The organism is Microbacterium sp. LMC-P-041 (genome assembly GCF_030209555.1).
In the GTDB taxonomy this organism is placed as follows: Bacteria; Actinomycetota; Actinomycetes; order Actinomycetales; family Microbacteriaceae; genus Microbacterium.
In genome coordinates this window covers 108,378-122,583 of record NZ_JARVRV010000008.1, presented here as the reverse complement: position 1 = coordinate 122,583, position 14,206 = coordinate 108,378, and the positions used below count along the sequence as shown (strand labels likewise).

Below are 14,206 nucleotides of genomic sequence, written 5' to 3'. Positions count from 1 at the left end.
GAGTGCACTGTGAGCTCCGTGCTCCGATCGTGTCGGTATGGGCTTCCTTCTCGGAGCTCTCCCCGCGCTCGTCGCCGAACTGGCCCCGAGCGATTCGACCGGGATCGCGGCCGGGGTCTACAACTCGCTGCGCACCCTCGGAGGGTCGGCTGCCGGCGCGGTGTTCGCCGTGCTGCTCGCGGGCTTCACCGCATCCGGATCCCTCAGCTCGTCGATCGGCGGTTACATCACCATCTGGAGCGTCTGCGCCGGCGCGTTCATCATCTCCGCCCTCGCGCTCGCATTCATGCGGATGCCGCGCCTCACCGACACCTCCGCACGAAAGGCCCACTCGTGAGCGCCCCCGATTTCGCGGCCGATGCCGTCGCGATCCTGCCCGACCTGGTCGCCCTGCGACGAGCTCTGCACGCCGACCCCGAGCTCGGACTCGACCTGCCGCGCACGCAGCAGAAGGTTCTCGACGCGCTCGAAGGACTGCCCCTCGAGATCACCACCGGCACGCGCACCACCTCGGTCGTGGCGGTTCTGCGCGGAGGGTGGCCGGGGCCCGCGGTGCTGCTGCGCGGTGACATGGACGCCCTGCCGATCGAGGAGACGACCGGTCTGGAGTTCGCCTCCACCAACGGCACCATGCACGCGTGCGGGCACGACCTGCACACCGCGGGCCTCGTGGGCGCGGCGAGGCTTCTCTCGGAGAGACGCGACGAGCTGCACGGCTCGGTGATCTTCATGTTCCAGCCGGGGGAGGAGGGACACGGGGGCGCGAAGGTCATGATCGAGGAGGGGCTGCTCGACGCGGCCGGTGAACGTCCGGTCGCCGCGTATGCGATCCATGTCGCACCCGGTCCGCGCGGCCTCTTCGCGACGAGGAGCGGAGCGGTGGCCGCAGGATCCAACCAGCTCTTCGTCACGGTCGACGGCAGGGGAGGGCACGGTTCGCAGCCTCATCAGACGCTCGATCCGGTGCCCGCCGCGGCCGAGATCGTGCTGGCGCTCCAGAGCTTCGTGACGCGGCGGTTCGATGCCTTCGATCCCGTGGTGCTGTCGGTGACCCGGCTCTCGACGGGTGAGGGAGCGGTCAACGTCATCCCCGAGCAGGTCGAGCTCGCTGCGACCGTCCGCAACATGTCGCCCGCGTCGCTCGCGACCCTCCAGGAGGGGCTGCCTCGGGTGATCGAGGGGGTGGCGGCCGCGCACGGCCTCACCGCCGACGTGCGCTTCGACACGATGTATCCGGTGACCGTGAACGACCCCGCAGAGACGGCCGAGACCGTCGACGTGCTGCAGGGTGTCTTCGGCGAGCAGCGCGTCGTCATCATGCCGACGCCGATGATGGGATCAGAGGACTTCGCCTTCGTCCTCGACGAGGTGCCCGGCACCTTCATCGCGCTGATGACCTCGCCGCCCGACGCGGACCCGAGCACGATCGAGTGGAACCACTCGCCGAGGGTGCTGTTCGACGACGCGGTGCTCGGCGACCAGGCTGCGGCGCTGGCATCCGTCGCATTCGCCCGCACGGCTCGCTGACGTCCCCTCTCAGCGGAGGCCGCTCCCCGTCGGGGAGCGGCCTCCGTCATGAATGACGACCAATCTGTGACGAATCGTTCGTAGCATCCGTCTTAGTGGTGTCGCTGCACTGCGGCCCTCCCCGCAGGGGATCGGAACACACTGACGAAGGAGCACATGATGGCGAACGTCTCGAACGCACAGCAGCCCAAGGTCCAGGTCGCCCCGGCAGGTTCGACCGTCGCCTCGACGGGTGCGACGATCATCGAGAACGGCGTGGTCGCGAAGATCGCGGGAATCGCGGCTCGCGAGGTTCCCGGTGTGTACGCGCTCGGTGGCGGAGCCGCTCGCGCCGTCGGAGCCATCCGTGATGCTCTCAACTCCACCGACCTGACCCAGGGTGTCAGCGTCGAAGTGGGCGAGACGCAGGTCGCGGTCGACGTGACGATCGTCGCCGAGTACCCGGCATCGTTGCAGAAGGTCGCGGACGATGTCCGCGCGGCGATCTCCGTCGCGATGAGCGAGTTCGTCGGCAAGCAGGCGGTCGAGGTCAACGTCACCATCAACGACGTCCACATCCCCTCCGATGACGCGTCGGACGACGACGGCGCCGCCGCCGACGACGCCGTGGAGACGCGTGTCCTGTGATCCATCGAGATGCGAACGAGTGATCGGATCAGCATCTCGTGACCTCGTGATCGGGTCGATGATCCGATCCGATCACGGGTCCGCTCCGAATCTCTTCGGGGGAATGGAAAAGGGAGTCGACGCATGGCTGGGGAACGCTTTCGCTCTGCACTCGAGCAGGCCGACGACCGGATCGTCGCCGGTCGGGCGATGGATGGGGACGTCGCCGCATTCGCGGTGCTGGTGCGCAGGTACACGCCGATGATGCGCGCGTACACGCAGCGGATGCTGAACGCCTCGGCCGATGTCGACGACATCGTCCAGGAGACGTTCGTGACCGCGTGGCAGCGGTTCTCCGAACTGGACGACCCCGCGAAGGTCAAGAGCTGGCTGATGCGCATCGTGAGCCGCAAGGCGGTGGATCGCATCCGCGCACTGCGACCGATGATCGACGTCGACGACGTGGAGCAGGCCGCGCCGCCGCAGGGTGCTCCGGCGCGCGTCGTCGAGGCCCGCGCGGGGATCGAGGCGCTGGGGGCGGCGTTGCAGGAGCTGCCGGCCGCCCAGCGGGAGTGCTGGGTGCTCAGGGAGATGGGCGGGTACTCGTACGACGAGATCGCCGCCGAGCTCGACATATCGGTGTCGACGGCGCGTGGCCTTCTCGCCAGAGCCCGCAAATTCATGATCGTGCGAATGGAGGCCTGGCGATGAGCGATGATCAGGCGACCCCCGACGTCCGTCAGCTCGGTCTCGAACCGGGCGATCTCGACGGGCACACGCTCGAAGAGCTGAGCGACTATCTCGAAGCAGGGAGGGTTCCCCTCGACCCGTCGATCGAGGGCTCGCCGGGATGCCAGCTCGCTCTCGACGCACTCGAGCGGCTGCACGGCCTCGGCGGTCAGCTGATCGACGCCGATGCCGCCGCCATGCCCGAGGTCGATGACAGCTGGGTCGATCGCATCCTCTCGGGCATCGCCCTGGACGCCCGCGCCGGGCGTCGGATCCCGTTCGCAGAGACCGACCCCGCGGCCGACTTCGGAATCACCGAGGGTGCCGTCCGGGGCCTCATCCGCTCGGCGGAGAACGCTGTGCCCGGCATTCTGGTCGGGCGGTCGACACTCGACGGCGACGTCACCGCCGTGGGCGAGCCGATCCGCATCGCGATCGAGGTCAACGCCGTCTACGGCGAGTCGATCCCGCAGGCGGTGGACCGGCTCCGCGAAGAGGTCGCCGAGCGTCTGCGGCGGCAGACGTCCCTCACGGTGACCGCGATCGACGTCACCGTGCGGGACATCCAGAGAATCAGCAGCGCGGCGGAGGAGACACCATGAGCGTTACCGATCCCACGGGACTCGCTGAGAGGTTCGAGGCGGCCGTGCTGGCCACCCCGGGTGTGCGCAGCGTCTACCGGGCGGGCTCACTGGTGTCGAATCTCGTCGGAGAAGGTGCGGTCGCGATCGGCATCAGCCGGGTCGACGAGCCGCTCGTGGCGGTTCGCGTCGCCGACGAGGGCGTCGTGGTCGAGGCATCGCTCGGCATCGAGTACTCGGCGAGTGCCGTCGAGCTGCTGCACGACGTCCGCGCGGCCTTGGGGAAGGTCCTGGCGGAGGACGGGCTGGGGCCCGTCGAGATCGTGCTCACGATCGCGTATGTCCATCCTCGGGAGGCATCGTCGGACTGAGTCCGCGTGAGCGCGCTGAGGCGCCGGTCCTGGGTGAGGATCGGCGCCTCCTGGTGGGGCGGCCGGCCTGATGCCGAACGGCGGATCAGGCGATGGCGCGCAGGCCCTCGACGAGAGGCGTCGTGGGACGGCCGATGAGGCGCGCGAGCGTGCCGTCGGACTCGGAGAGCGCGCCCGACGCGATGCCGGCATCCAGAGCGACGACGAAGCCCGCCGTGCCCTCGTCGAGACCGGCCGCCTGGAGTCCGGCGAGCTGCTCGTCGGCCGTGAGCGGCTGATAGGTCACGTCGCGGCCGGAGACCTCCGCGATCGCGGCTGCGAGCTGGGTGTAGTCCCACGCGACGTCGCCGCCGAGTTCATACACCTGCCCGATGTGACCGTCTTCGAGCAGCACGACGGCTGCGGCCTCGGCGAAGTCCTTGCGGCTGGCCGACGCGACGCGGCCGTCGCCGGCTCCGGAGGCGAGCACTCCGGTCTCGGCTGCACGGGCGAGGTCAGCGGCGTAGTTCTCGGTGTACCAGTTGTTGCGCAGGATGACTGCCGGGAGACCGGACGCCGTGATGAGCTCCTCGGTGGCCTTGTGTTCGGGGGCGAGCACGAGATCGCTCGTCGTGGCCTTCGGAGCGCTGGTGTAGACGAACTTCGTGACACCGGCGGACCGGGCGGCGTCGATGACCGCCTGGTGCTGCGCGACGCGCTGCCCGACCTCGGAACCCGAGATCAGCAGGACGCTGTCCACGCCCTCGAGGGCGGAGGTGACGGAGGAGGGGTCGGTGTAGTCGAGCCGCGCGACCCGCACGCCGAGATCCTCGGCCTTCGCGACATCGCGGGCGCCGGCGATGATCGACTGCGGGTCGGCGCCGCGCTCGAGGAGGCTGGCGATGACGAGGCGTCCGAGGTTGCCGGTCGCACCGGTGACGAGGATGGTCATGGGGTGTCCTTTCGTAGGTGACAGAGGCGATAACCTGGCCACCGTGTCGGAACATTCCATACTGTGGGTACCCACTTTGAAGTAAGGTACCTACATGACGGTTAGTTATGCACAGATCCGTGAGTCGACTCCGCAGATCTTCGAGCCGGGATGCAGCACCCGCGTCATCCTCGACCACGTGATGAGCAAGTGGGGCGTGCTCGTGCTCTCGTCCCTCTCCGACGGCACCCATCGCTGGGGCGAACTGCGCCGCGAGGTCGGCGGCATCAGCGAGAAGATGCTCGCCTCGACCCTGCGAACCCTCGCCGACGACGGGCTGGTGCGTCGGGAGTCCTTCCCGACGGTGCCTCCGCACGTCGAGTACAGCCTGACTCCTCTCGGGCGGGATCTCATGGGGCGGATGCTGCCGCTCGTCGAGTGGGTCGCCGACCACGCCGACGGAATGATCGTTCGTGACTCACTCGACTGATTCCGTCGCTCAGTTGCGCAGACGCCCACGGAATCCGTCGGTATAAGAAAAGGATTGACGCGATATACGCGGTACCCGTATGTTCTGAGCATGTCAGCTACGACGCCGATCCATCTCGAACGCCCCGACGGCAAGGGCCTGGCCGCCGGCACCCTCGGTCTGTGGGGCTCGACCGTCATCGGCCTGGCCTCGACGGCCCCCGTCTACTCACTCGTCGCGACGCTCGGCTATGTGGTGCTGGCCGTCGGAGCTCAGGCACCGATCGCGTTCATCATCGCGTTCGTGCCGATGCTGCTGATCGCCTTCGCCTACCGTGAGCTGAACAACGCCGTCCCCGACTGCGGCACCACGTTCACGTGGGGGACGAAGGCGTTCGGTCCCTGGGTCGGCTGGATGGGCGGCTGGGGTGTCGCAGTCGCCGGCATGGTGGTGCTCGCCAACCTCGCCCAGATCGCATCGGTCTACTTCTGGTCCCTGATCGGGTTCGATCTCGAGAACAACGACTGGCGGATCGTCCTCGTCGCTGTGCTGTTCATCGCCGCGATGACCTGGGTCAGCTGGCGCGGCGTCGAGATCGGTGAGCGCATCCAGAACGTTCTGCTGGGCATCCAGTACCTCGCCCTGGCGATCTTCGTCGTCGCCGCTCTCTGGCAGTTCTTCGCGGGTACCGCCCCGAACCCGACGCCGTTCGAGATGGAATGGCTGAACCCGTTCGCGTTCACCAGCTGGCCCGGATTCACCGAGTCGATCCTGCTCGCTCTCTTCATCTACTGGGGCTGGGACACGTGCCTCGCGCTCAACGAGGAGACCAAGGATCCCAAGAAGATCCCCGGTCGCGCGGCGCTGCTGACGACCGTCATCCTCCTCGTCACCTACGTCGGCGTCACGATCGCCGCGATGATGTACGCCGGTCTCGGGTCGGAGGGCACCGGGCTCGGCAACGAGGCCAACGCCGACGACTTCTTCCTGGCGATCAAGGACGGCCTGCTCGGCCCGTTCGGCTGGGTGCTCGTGGTCGCCGTCGTGCTCTCGGCCATCTCGTCGACGCAGACCACGATCCTCCCCACCGCCCGCGGCACCCTCGCGATGGGCGTCTACCGCGCTCTGCCGGCGAAGTTCAAGGACGTGCACCCGACCTACAAGACTCCGTCCTTCTCGACCATCGTCATGGGGGTCGTGGCCATCGCGTACTACATCGGCATGACCCTGATCAGCGACGACATCCTCCAGGACTCGATCCTGTCGCTCGGTCTGGCGATCGCGTTCTACTACGCCATCACCGGGTTCGCCTGCGCCTGGTACTTCCGCAAGGACCTCACCCGCTCGGCGCGCGACTTCCTCTTCAAGGGGCTGTTCCCGGTGCTGGGCGCGGCCATGCTCACCTGGGCCTTCGTGCAGTCGGCGATCGACATGTGGGACGTGGACTACGGCTACACGGTGCTCTTCGGCATCGGCGGCACCTTCGTGATCGGCATCGGAGCGCTCGCGTTCGGCCTCGTGCTCATGTTCGTCTGGTACCTGTTCCCGCGGTCGAAGAGGTTCTTCCGCGGCGAGAGCCTCAACCGCGACACCCAGGTGATGGTGCCCGACGAGCCGGGCCTGATCCGCTCGATCGACGGCGGCATCTGAGCTGCGGCATCCTGTCCGAGCCGGATCGCGCGCGGGTACGCCCTAGGCTTTATCCGTGCGCATCCGGCTCGACATCGCCTACGACGGCACCCACTTCCGCGGGTGGGCCAAGCAGCCCACCCTGCGCACAGTGCAGGGGACTCTCGAGGCCGCGCTTGCTCGCATCGTCGGCTCCGAGGTGCAGTTCGTCGTCGCAGGACGCACGGATGCCGGGGTCCACGCCCTGGGTCAGGTCGCGCACGTCGACCTCGACGAGGAGCAGTGGGCCCGCATCGAGTCGCGTCAGGGGCGTGCGCCGCAGGACCCTGCGGCGTCGATCGCGCGACGGATGAGGGGAGTGCTCGGCGCCTACCCTGATGCGACCGTCACGCGCTCGTCCATCGCTCCCGCTGGATTCGACGCCCGATTCTCTGCGGTCTGGCGGCGTTACCGCTACCGTCTCGCCGACTCGACGGCGGGGTACGACCCTCTTCGGCGCCACGACACGACCGCGCACCGCGGCGTTCTCGACGACCAGGCGATGGATGCCGCGGCGCGGACGCTCATCGGACTCCACGATTTCGCGGCCTACTGCAAACCTCGCGAGGAGGCCACGACGATCCGGACGCTCCTCGACTACCGCTGGTCGAGGGACGCCGAGGGTGTGCTGGTCGCCGAGGTGAAGGCCGACGCGTTCTGCCACAGCATGGTGCGGGCCCTCGTGGGCGCGTGTGTCGCCGTGGGGGAAAGGCGTCTCGACATCGACGATCTGGTCGTGCTGCGCGACGCGCTCACCCGCACCAGCGAGTTCAAGGTCCTGGCGGCGCGGGGACTCACGCTCACCGAGGTCGGCTATCCCGCCGACGATCTGCTGTTGACCAGGGCGGAGCAGACGCGCGCCCGTCGTGACGGCACGAGCGCATGAGTCGGCGGGCTGCGATGTTCGTCGAAGTCACCTCCCCGGGCTGGGCGTTCTGGCGAGCGCTGGTCGACACCTGCATCGGGCTGATCGTCGGCACGCTCTACACGTTCGTCGGCATCATCGTGGTCGGCATCGTGGGGGAGGAGGCGCTGTTGTCCCTGTACTGGCAGATCGACCTCGACCCTCTGTTCCGAGCGAGCATGGGCGTCTTCCTGCTCGCGGCTGCGCTGCTGGCAGCCCTCGTCCCCGTCGTCGTGGTCGCCGAACGCTTCGCGGCACTGCGCGCCGTCGAAGCCGCTGCGCTCGAGAACCCGGATGCCGTGCCGCAGCACTCCCTGCGCCAGACGCTGCAGGCGTCACCGGCCGCACTCCTGCAGAAGACCGGCACGGTGATGTTCTGGTGCGTGGTCGGACTCGGCGCCCTCTTGGCGCTGGGGGTGCTCTTCACGGAAGATCTCCGTGAGGATGCGGTGAGCTGGGTCGCGCTCCTCGTCATCGCCGTGCTGGCCGCCGGCGCCGCGGCGGTGCGACGACTCGGGCGACGAGCCGTCGAGCGCGTTGGGCCGCGGATGAGCACGCAGTGGAGCCGGTGGAAGCGGCTGGTGCCGCTCGCGGAAAGGCGCGACACCGACCGCAGGGACGCGGCGATGCGCACCGTCGTGCCCCGCTGGCTCGCGGTGCCGAGCGCGCGGACGGTCGGCCGGATCGCGAAGATCCTGCTGACGGCGACGCTCCTCTCGCTCGCGGCCTTCATGCTGTCGGTGTTCATGCGACAGCAGTGCCGCACCTGCGACCCGGTCTACTGGGACGAGCCCATCGAGAACGGCATCGATGTGCTGAGCCTGACCAGCGGCGCAGCGATCGCGATGTGCGCCGCCCTCGGCATCGTCGCCTGGCTCGGGGGAGTCGTCCTGCAGTTCTCGCGCGAGCGCGCGCTGGTGCGGTGGGTCTCTGACGGCGTGCCGCGTCGCGTCGACACGAGCCTGGTCGAGTCCCTGCTCGCGGGCAATCGGTCGATGGTCCGGCTGCAGATCGGTCTGTCCGTGGTCGGGGCGGGTGCTCTCATCGTGGGCACCGGCGCGATCTGGGCGGAATGGACGGCGATGGACGCACGGTGGCCCCTCGTCGCCGCCGTCGTGCTGATCGCCTCGGGCTTCGTCATCGGCTGGGCGGATTCGCGCCGACGTCGCAGAGAGCGCCAGCTCGCGCGGGATGCACTGTTCCCCGGCGACGTCGGACGCCGCGGCGACGCGACGACGCGAGGGCGGACGATTGCCACCGGAATCCAAGACTGACGCACTACCGTGAAGTGCGATGAAGGTCATCTCGTACAACTTGCAGAAGCACCGCGCCGCAGGAGAGCTCGCGGCGCTGGCCTCGACGCACGATCCTGACATCCTGTGCCTGCAGGAGTGCGATGTCGCGGACCTGCCGGAGACCATCGGAGACCTCACCCTCGCGGATGCGACGCAGGGCAACCGGCTGGGACTCGCGATGTTCTATCGCGCGAGCGAGTTCCACCTGCAGGGCATTCGCACGATCGAGCTGAAGAAGTCGCTGCACGACCGCATCGCCAAGCCCGCGCACGAGCGGGTCCTGGGCGCACGGCTGCGGGACATCGACGCGGGGCGCGAGTTCATCGCCGCGTCGTTCCATGCGGCGCCGCTCACGGCCCTGAACTCCCTGCGGCGGCATCAGATCCGGGCGGCGCTCACCGAGCTGGCGACGCTCGGCGAGGGACTGCCGCAGCTGATGGTCGGCGACTACAACTACCCCGTGTTCAAGGAGAACCTCGGTCAGACGATCCGCGAACACGGATACGCGCTGACACTGAGCGACGATCACACCTACACCCGGTACCGCGTGTTCCGCGGCCACTACGACTTCGCCACCTCTGTCGGCTTCGAGATCCAGCGGGTCACCACGCTCCCGCAGGGGATGAGCGACCACCGTCCGATCCTGGTGACCACCCGCTTCGACTGACCGCCGACCGGCCCGGTTTGGGAGAACGCTCGGAATGACGTAAGCTGTCACTTTGGTACTCGACTGCCGAGTGCCACGAACGTGAGCCCTCCACTGGCGTGTTCCTCCCTGTAGGGAAGAACCACCCCGGAGTGGGATTCACGAACTTCTCCGTTCGAACAAGAAAGCAGCACTATCGTGACGCGCACTTACACCCCTAAGGCCGGCGAGGTCCAGCGTGACTGGGTCGTCATCGACGCCACTGACGTCGTTCTCGGCCGTCTGGCCTCGCACGCCGCTACGCTCCTGCGTGGCAAGCACAAGCCCACCTTCGCCAACCACATCGACTCGGGTGACTTCGTCATCATCGTGAACGCCGACAAGGTCGCGCTCACCGGTCAGAAGCTCCAGAAGAAGCTGGCCTACCGCCACTCGGGTTACCCGGGCGGCCTGAAGTCGGTCACCTACGCCGAGCTCATGGAGAAGAACCCGGTCCGTGCTGTCGAGAAGGCCATCCGTGGCATGCTCCCCAAGAACAGCATCGGCCGTCAGCAGCTGTCGAAGCTCAAGGTCTACGTCGGTGGAGAGCACCCGCACGCCGCTCAGCAGCCGAAGACGTACACCCTCGACCAGGTCGCCCAGTAAGCGCCGTAAAGACTTAAGGACATACTCGTGGCTGACATCCAGGACACCACCGAAAACCCCCAGAACTTCTCGACGTCGACTCCCGAGACCGACGCAGTCGAGGCGGCTCCCCGCCCCGTGCTGAGCGTCCCGGGTGCCGCTGTCGGCCGTCGCAAGCAGGCCATCGCCCGCGTGCGTCTCGTCCCCGGCTCGGGAACGATCACGGTCAACGGCCGCACGCTCGAGGACTACTTCCCGAACAAGCTGCACCAGCAGCTGATCAACGACCCGTTCACCATCCTCAACCTCGCCGGCGGCTACGACGTCATCGCGCGCATCTCGGGCGGTGGCCCCTCGGGCCAGGCCGGTGCACTGCGTCTCGGCATCGCTCGTTCGCTCAACGGCATCGACGAGGAGAACAACCGTCCGACCCTGAAGAAGGCCGGCTTCCTGTCGCGCGATGCTCGCGTCAAGGAGCGTAAGAAGGCTGGACTCAAGAAGGCCCGCAAGGCGCCTCAGTACTCGAAGCGTTAAGGTCCACCGCTCCGATGCCGATCTTTGGCACGGACGGCGTGCGAGGGCTTGCCAATGGCATCCTCACCGCCGACCTCGCGCTCACCCTGGCCCAGGCGACTGCTGTCGTCCTGGGCCAGGGCCGTACTGCGGAGGCTCGTAAAGCCGAAGGCAAGCGACTCACTGCAGTCGTGGCCCGCGACCCCCGGGTCTCCGGTCACTTCCTGACAGCTGCCGTCTCCGCAGGACTCGCATCCTCCGGCGTCGACGTGCTCGAGGCCGGAGTGATCCCGACGCCGGCTCTCGCGTTCCTCGTCGCCGACCGCGACGCCGACTTCGGCGTGATGATCTCGGCCTCGCACAACGCGGCACCCGACAACGGGATCAAGATCTTCGCCCGCGGCGGCGTGAAGCTGCCCGATGTCGTCGAGCAGCGGATCGAAGAGGCCATGGCCGGCGAGAAGCTGCGTCCGACCGGTGCCGGCGTGGGCAGGATCATCCGATTCTCCGACGCCGAAGACCGCTACGTCGTCCACCTGCTCGGCTCGCTGCCGAACCGACTCAACGGCATCAAGGTCGTGCTCGACTGCGCCCACGGCGCCGCATCCGGCGTCTCGCCGGAGACCTTCCGCGATGCCGGGGCCGATGTCACCGTGATCGGTGCCGATCCGGACGGCTGGAACATCAACGACGGCGTCGGTTCGACGCACCTCGACCAGCTCGCCGAGGCTGTCGTCCGTCTCGGTGCCGACATCGGGATCGCGCATGACGGCGATGCCGATCGATGCCTGGCTGTCGACGCTCAGGGCAACGTCATCGACGGTGATCAGATCATGGCGATCCTCGCGGTCGCGATGAAGGAACGCGGTCACCTCACCGACGACACCCTCGTCGCCACCGTGATGAGCAATCTCGGTCTGCACATCGCCATGCGCGAGCAGGGGATCACGGTTCGACAGACCGCGGTGGGCGACCGCTACGTCCTCGAGGACATGAACCGGGGCGGCTATGCCCTGGGCGGAGAGCAGTCCGGACACGTCATCATGAGCGAGTTCGCGACCACCGGTGACGGTCTGCTCACAGGGCTCCACCTCGTCGCCGAGATGGCGCGCCAGAACAAGACGATCGCCGAGCTCGCGAGCGTGATGACCGTCTACCCGCAGGTGCTGATCAACGTCCGCGACGTCGACAAGGACGCGCTCGAGTCCGACGCCGTCGTGCAGCAGGCCGTTCGCGAGGTCGCAGCCGAACTCGGCGAGACGGGCCGGGTGCTCCTGCGCAAGTCGGGCACCGAGGCGCTCGTCCGAGTCATGGTCGAGGCACCGGATGCGGAATCCGCGCAGTCGTACGCGGACCGCCTCGTCGATGTGGTGCGGGAGCGCCTCTCCCTCTGAACCGTCGAGCGCGCCGTGCGGCACCGACCCCTGGTCAGTCGCGCGGCGCGCTCCAGTTCAACTGCTCGATGTATCTCAGCAGCACGCCCTCGCGCAGAGCCCACGGCGACACTTCGAGCTCATCGACGTCGAGCGCCGTCATGGCCGTGTGCAGCGATACCGCGGCGGCGACGATCTGGAACGTGCGATCCGCCGTGATCCCGGGCAGCTCCTGCCGCGCGGATGCGGGCAGGCGAGCGAGTCGAGGGATCCACGATCCCAGCGCTGCTCGCGGCAGCACCATGCGCTGGATCCCCGACCAGCCGGGAACCGGATAGCCGGCCAGTCGAGCCAGAGATCGGATCGCCTTCGAGGAGCCGACGACGTGATCGGGCCGCGGGAGCGCGGTGAATCGGGGAAGCACCTCGGCAAGGGTGGCGCTCGCGTGCTCGCGAAGCCGCTCGACGTCGTCTTCGCCCGGCGGGTCCTGCGGAAGGAACTGCACGGTCATCCGACCGGCTCCGAGTGGGACGGAAGCCGCGGCGTCGGGAAGCTCGTCGCCGCCCGCCGCGACCTCGAGCGATCCGCCGCCGATGTCGAGGAGAAGGAGCTGGCCTGCCGACCAGCCGAACCAGCGCCGAACGGCGAGGAAGGTGAGTTCGGCCTCGGTCTCTCCATCGAGCACCTGCAGAGGCTGGCCGAGGGCGGCTTCGATGCGGGCGATCACGTCGGCGCCGTTCCGGGCGTCGCGCACCGCACTCGTCGCGGTGGCGAGCAGCTCATCGACCCGCTCGGCTTCCGCGACCGCGCGCGCCTGGGCCACGGCCGCTTCGAGTGCGCGCACCCCCTCTTCCGAGATCGATCCGTCATCCGTGAGGTAGCGCATCAGGCGCAGGACGGTGCGGTCGCTGGTGGTCGCCAGCGGCCTGCCGCCGGGGCGGACGTCGGCGGCGAGCATGTGGACGGTGTTGGAACCGATGTCGAGTACTCCCAGGCGCACGGATAGAGACTACTCGTGCGCCGTTACGATGTATCCGTGACCACCGCCGACCCCACGCTGCCGCTGTCTCCGTATCGCGAGATCGGGCGCGATGAATGGGCGCGATTGGCGGCGGGACTCGACCAGCCGCTCACCGAGACCGAGGTCGTCGAACTCCGGGGCATCGGCGACCGGCTCGATCTCGCCGAGGTGCGCGAGGTCTATCTGCCGCTCAGTCGACTGCTGAGCCTCTACGCGACGGCCACCAAGCGGCTGGGCGCCGCGACCAGCTCGTTCCTTCAGGAGGACGATTCCACGACCCCGTTCGTGGTCGGAGTCGCCGGCTCGGTCGCCGTCGGCAAGTCGACGATCGCCCGTCTGCTGCGCGAGCTGATGAGCCGCTGGCCGGGCACCCCTCGCGTCGAGCTCGTGACGACGGACGGGTTCCTGTATTCGAATGCCGAGCTCGAGCGCAGGGGCCTGATGGAGCGCAAGGGTTTTCCGGAGTCCTACGACCGGAGGGCGCTGCTCGAGTTCCTCACCGAGGTGAAGAGCGGTGCGGCAGAGGTGCGGGCGCCGTTCTACTCGCACATGCGCTACGACATCGTCCCCGACGCCCATGTGGTCGTCCGTCGCCCCGACGTCGTGATCGTCGAGGGCCTGAACGTCCTCCAGCCGCCGCCCGCCCCCAATGACGTGGCCGTCAGCGACCTCTTCGACTTCTCGATCTTCGTCGACGCCGACACCTCGCACATCGAGAAGTGGTACGTCGATCGGTTCCTCGCACTGCGCCAGGGCGCGTTCTCGAATCCCTCGTCCTACTTCAACGTCTTCGCCCACCTGACCGATGACGAGGCGATCACGACGGCTCTCGGCTATTGGAACGAGATCAACATGCCGAACCTGGTCGAGAACGTGATGCCGACCAAGCATCGCGCGCGTCTCGTGCTCAACAAGGGCGTCGACCACAGCGTCGAGAGCGTGCTCCTGCGGAAGCTCTGACCGGTCGGC

General features: G+C 68.0%; 17 protein-coding genes. 15 read left to right on the top strand and 2 right to left on the bottom strand.

The genetic code is table 11. The features are described 5' to 3' along the window. The first annotated feature begins 37 nt into the window (after positions 1 to 37). The 6 genes from QRN21_RS15245 to QRN21_RS15220 all read left to right on the top strand — a co-directional run bounded on the left by QRN21_RS15245 (position 38) and on the right by QRN21_RS15220 (position 3,814). Complete coding sequence (locus QRN21_RS15245) at positions 38 to 337, top strand: MFS transporter (RefSeq protein ID WP_285364991.1); 300 nt, start codon at positions 38 to 40, stop codon at positions 335 to 337. Further along, on the top strand, positions 334 to 1,527 hold the full coding sequence (locus QRN21_RS15240) for a M20 metallopeptidase family protein (protein WP_285364989.1): 1,194 nt from the start codon (positions 334 to 336) through the stop codon (positions 1,525 to 1,527). The genes QRN21_RS15245 and QRN21_RS15240 overlap by 4 nt, the downstream gene beginning before the upstream one ends. A gap of 159 nt (positions 1,528 to 1,686) precedes the next feature. Further along, positions 1,687 to 2,154 (top strand): Asp23/Gls24 family envelope stress response protein, encoded by a 468-nt coding sequence (locus QRN21_RS15235; protein WP_082586538.1) that lies wholly within the window; start codon positions 1,687 to 1,689, stop codon positions 2,152 to 2,154. 123 nt (positions 2,155 to 2,277) lie between these two features. Continuing rightward, on the top strand, positions 2,278 to 2,844 hold the full coding sequence (locus QRN21_RS15230; RefSeq protein ID WP_056277222.1) for an RNA polymerase sigma factor: 567 nt from the start codon (positions 2,278 to 2,280) through the stop codon (positions 2,842 to 2,844). Then, complete coding sequence (locus QRN21_RS15225; protein ID WP_285364985.1) at positions 2,841 to 3,464, top strand: Asp23/Gls24 family envelope stress response protein; 624 nt, start codon at positions 2,841 to 2,843, stop codon at positions 3,462 to 3,464. Before QRN21_RS15230 ends, QRN21_RS15225 begins: the two co-directional genes overlap by 4 nt. Then, positions 3,461 to 3,814, top strand: coding sequence for a hypothetical protein (locus tag QRN21_RS15220; RefSeq protein WP_285364984.1), 354 nt, complete (start codon positions 3,461 to 3,463; stop codon positions 3,812 to 3,814). Before QRN21_RS15225 ends, QRN21_RS15220 begins: the two co-directional genes overlap by 4 nt. 85 nt (positions 3,815 to 3,899) lie before the next feature. Here the strand turns inward: QRN21_RS15220 and QRN21_RS15215 are convergent, their stop codons facing one another. Then, a complete protein-coding gene (locus QRN21_RS15215) occupies positions 3,900 to 4,745 on the bottom strand; it encodes an SDR family oxidoreductase (RefSeq protein WP_056277233.1) in 846 nt (281 codons plus the stop codon). A 94-nt stretch (positions 4,746 to 4,839) separates the two neighbouring features. On the opposite strand from QRN21_RS15215, the gene QRN21_RS15210 reads away from it, so the two are divergent. The 8 genes from QRN21_RS15210 to glmM all read left to right on the top strand — a co-directional run bounded on the left by QRN21_RS15210 (position 4,840) and on the right by glmM (position 12,237). Then, positions 4,840 to 5,214, top strand: a complete 375-nt coding sequence (locus QRN21_RS15210) for a winged helix-turn-helix transcriptional regulator (protein ID WP_053098935.1) — start codon at positions 4,840 to 4,842, stop codon at positions 5,212 to 5,214. Between the two features lie 90 nt (positions 5,215 to 5,304). Further along, positions 5,305 to 6,843 (top strand): APC family permease, encoded by a 1,539-nt coding sequence (locus QRN21_RS15205; protein WP_053098936.1) that lies wholly within the window; start codon positions 5,305 to 5,307, stop codon positions 6,841 to 6,843. 55 nt (positions 6,844 to 6,898) lie between these two features. Then, positions 6,899 to 7,747: a tRNA pseudouridine(38-40) synthase TruA gene (truA, locus tag QRN21_RS15200; RefSeq protein WP_285364979.1), complete on the top strand. Its 849-nt coding sequence runs from the start codon at positions 6,899 to 6,901 to the stop codon at positions 7,745 to 7,747. Positions 7,748 to 7,761: 14 nt separating this feature from the next. After that, positions 7,762 to 9,039: a hypothetical protein gene (locus QRN21_RS15195; protein ID WP_285364977.1), complete on the top strand. Its 1,278-nt coding sequence runs from the start codon at positions 7,762 to 7,764 to the stop codon at positions 9,037 to 9,039. Positions 9,040 to 9,058: 19 nt separating this feature from the next. Next, the gene (locus tag QRN21_RS15190; protein ID WP_053098939.1) at positions 9,059 to 9,727 is read left to right on the top strand and encodes an endonuclease/exonuclease/phosphatase family protein; all 669 of its coding nucleotides are present in this window, start codon (positions 9,059 to 9,061) and stop codon (positions 9,725 to 9,727) included. Positions 9,728 to 9,904: 177 nt separating this feature from the next. Continuing rightward, positions 9,905 to 10,351: a 50S ribosomal protein L13 gene (rplM, locus tag QRN21_RS15185; RefSeq protein WP_045253410.1), complete on the top strand. Its 447-nt coding sequence runs from the start codon at positions 9,905 to 9,907 to the stop codon at positions 10,349 to 10,351. A gap of 27 nt (positions 10,352 to 10,378) precedes the next feature. Beyond that, positions 10,379 to 10,864, top strand: coding sequence for a 30S ribosomal protein S9 (gene rpsI, locus QRN21_RS15180; RefSeq protein ID WP_042539158.1), 486 nt, complete (start codon positions 10,379 to 10,381; stop codon positions 10,862 to 10,864). Between the two features lie 14 nt (positions 10,865 to 10,878). Then, the gene (glmM, locus tag QRN21_RS15175; protein ID WP_053098940.1) at positions 10,879 to 12,237 is read left to right on the top strand and encodes a phosphoglucosamine mutase; all 1,359 of its coding nucleotides are present in this window, start codon (positions 10,879 to 10,881) and stop codon (positions 12,235 to 12,237) included. Between the two features lie 34 nt (positions 12,238 to 12,271). Here the strand turns inward: glmM and QRN21_RS15170 are convergent, their stop codons facing one another. After that, entirely contained in the window at positions 12,272 to 13,216 is a 945-nt protein-coding gene (locus tag QRN21_RS15170) for a Ppx/GppA phosphatase family protein (protein ID WP_053098941.1), read from the bottom strand. Between the two features lie 36 nt (positions 13,217 to 13,252). Here QRN21_RS15170 and coaA point away from each other — a divergent pair, with 36 nt between their 5' ends. Then, a complete protein-coding gene (coaA, locus tag QRN21_RS15165; RefSeq protein ID WP_053098942.1) occupies positions 13,253 to 14,197 on the top strand; it encodes a type I pantothenate kinase in 945 nt (314 codons plus the stop codon). Positions 14,198 to 14,206: the final 9 nt, after the last annotated feature.

Bases quoted from the DNA above. Each gene is read 5' to 3' on its own strand.
- QRN21_RS15195 (WP_285364977.1), top strand. From the start codon at position 7,762: ATGTTCGTCGAAGTCACCTCCCCGGGCTGGGCGTTCTGGCGAGCGCTG.
- QRN21_RS15190 (WP_053098939.1), top strand. From the start codon at position 9,059: ATGAAGGTCATCTCGTACAACTTGCAGAAGCACCGCGCCGCAGGAGAG.
- QRN21_RS15235 (WP_082586538.1), top strand. From the start codon at position 1,687: ATGGCGAACGTCTCGAACGCACAGCAGCCCAAGGTCCAGGTCGCCCCG.
- QRN21_RS15205 (WP_053098936.1), top strand. From the start codon at position 5,305: ATGTCAGCTACGACGCCGATCCATCTCGAACGCCCCGACGGCAAGGGC.
- QRN21_RS15210 (WP_053098935.1), top strand. From the start codon at position 4,840: ATGACGGTTAGTTATGCACAGATCCGTGAGTCGACTCCGCAGATCTTC.
- QRN21_RS15215 (WP_056277233.1), bottom strand. From the start codon at position 4,745: ATGACCATCCTCGTCACCGGTGCGACCGGCAACCTCGGACGCCTCGTC.
- glmM (WP_053098940.1), top strand. From the start codon at position 10,879: ATGCCGATCTTTGGCACGGACGGCGTGCGAGGGCTTGCCAATGGCATC.
- QRN21_RS15230 (WP_056277222.1), top strand. From the start codon at position 2,278: ATGGCTGGGGAACGCTTTCGCTCTGCACTCGAGCAGGCCGACGACCGG.
- QRN21_RS15220 (WP_285364984.1), top strand. From the start codon at position 3,461: ATGAGCGTTACCGATCCCACGGGACTCGCTGAGAGGTTCGAGGCGGCC.
- QRN21_RS15225 (WP_285364985.1), top strand. From the start codon at position 2,841: ATGAGCGATGATCAGGCGACCCCCGACGTCCGTCAGCTCGGTCTCGAA.
- QRN21_RS15245 (WP_285364991.1), top strand. From the start codon at position 38: ATGGGCTTCCTTCTCGGAGCTCTCCCCGCGCTCGTCGCCGAACTGGCC.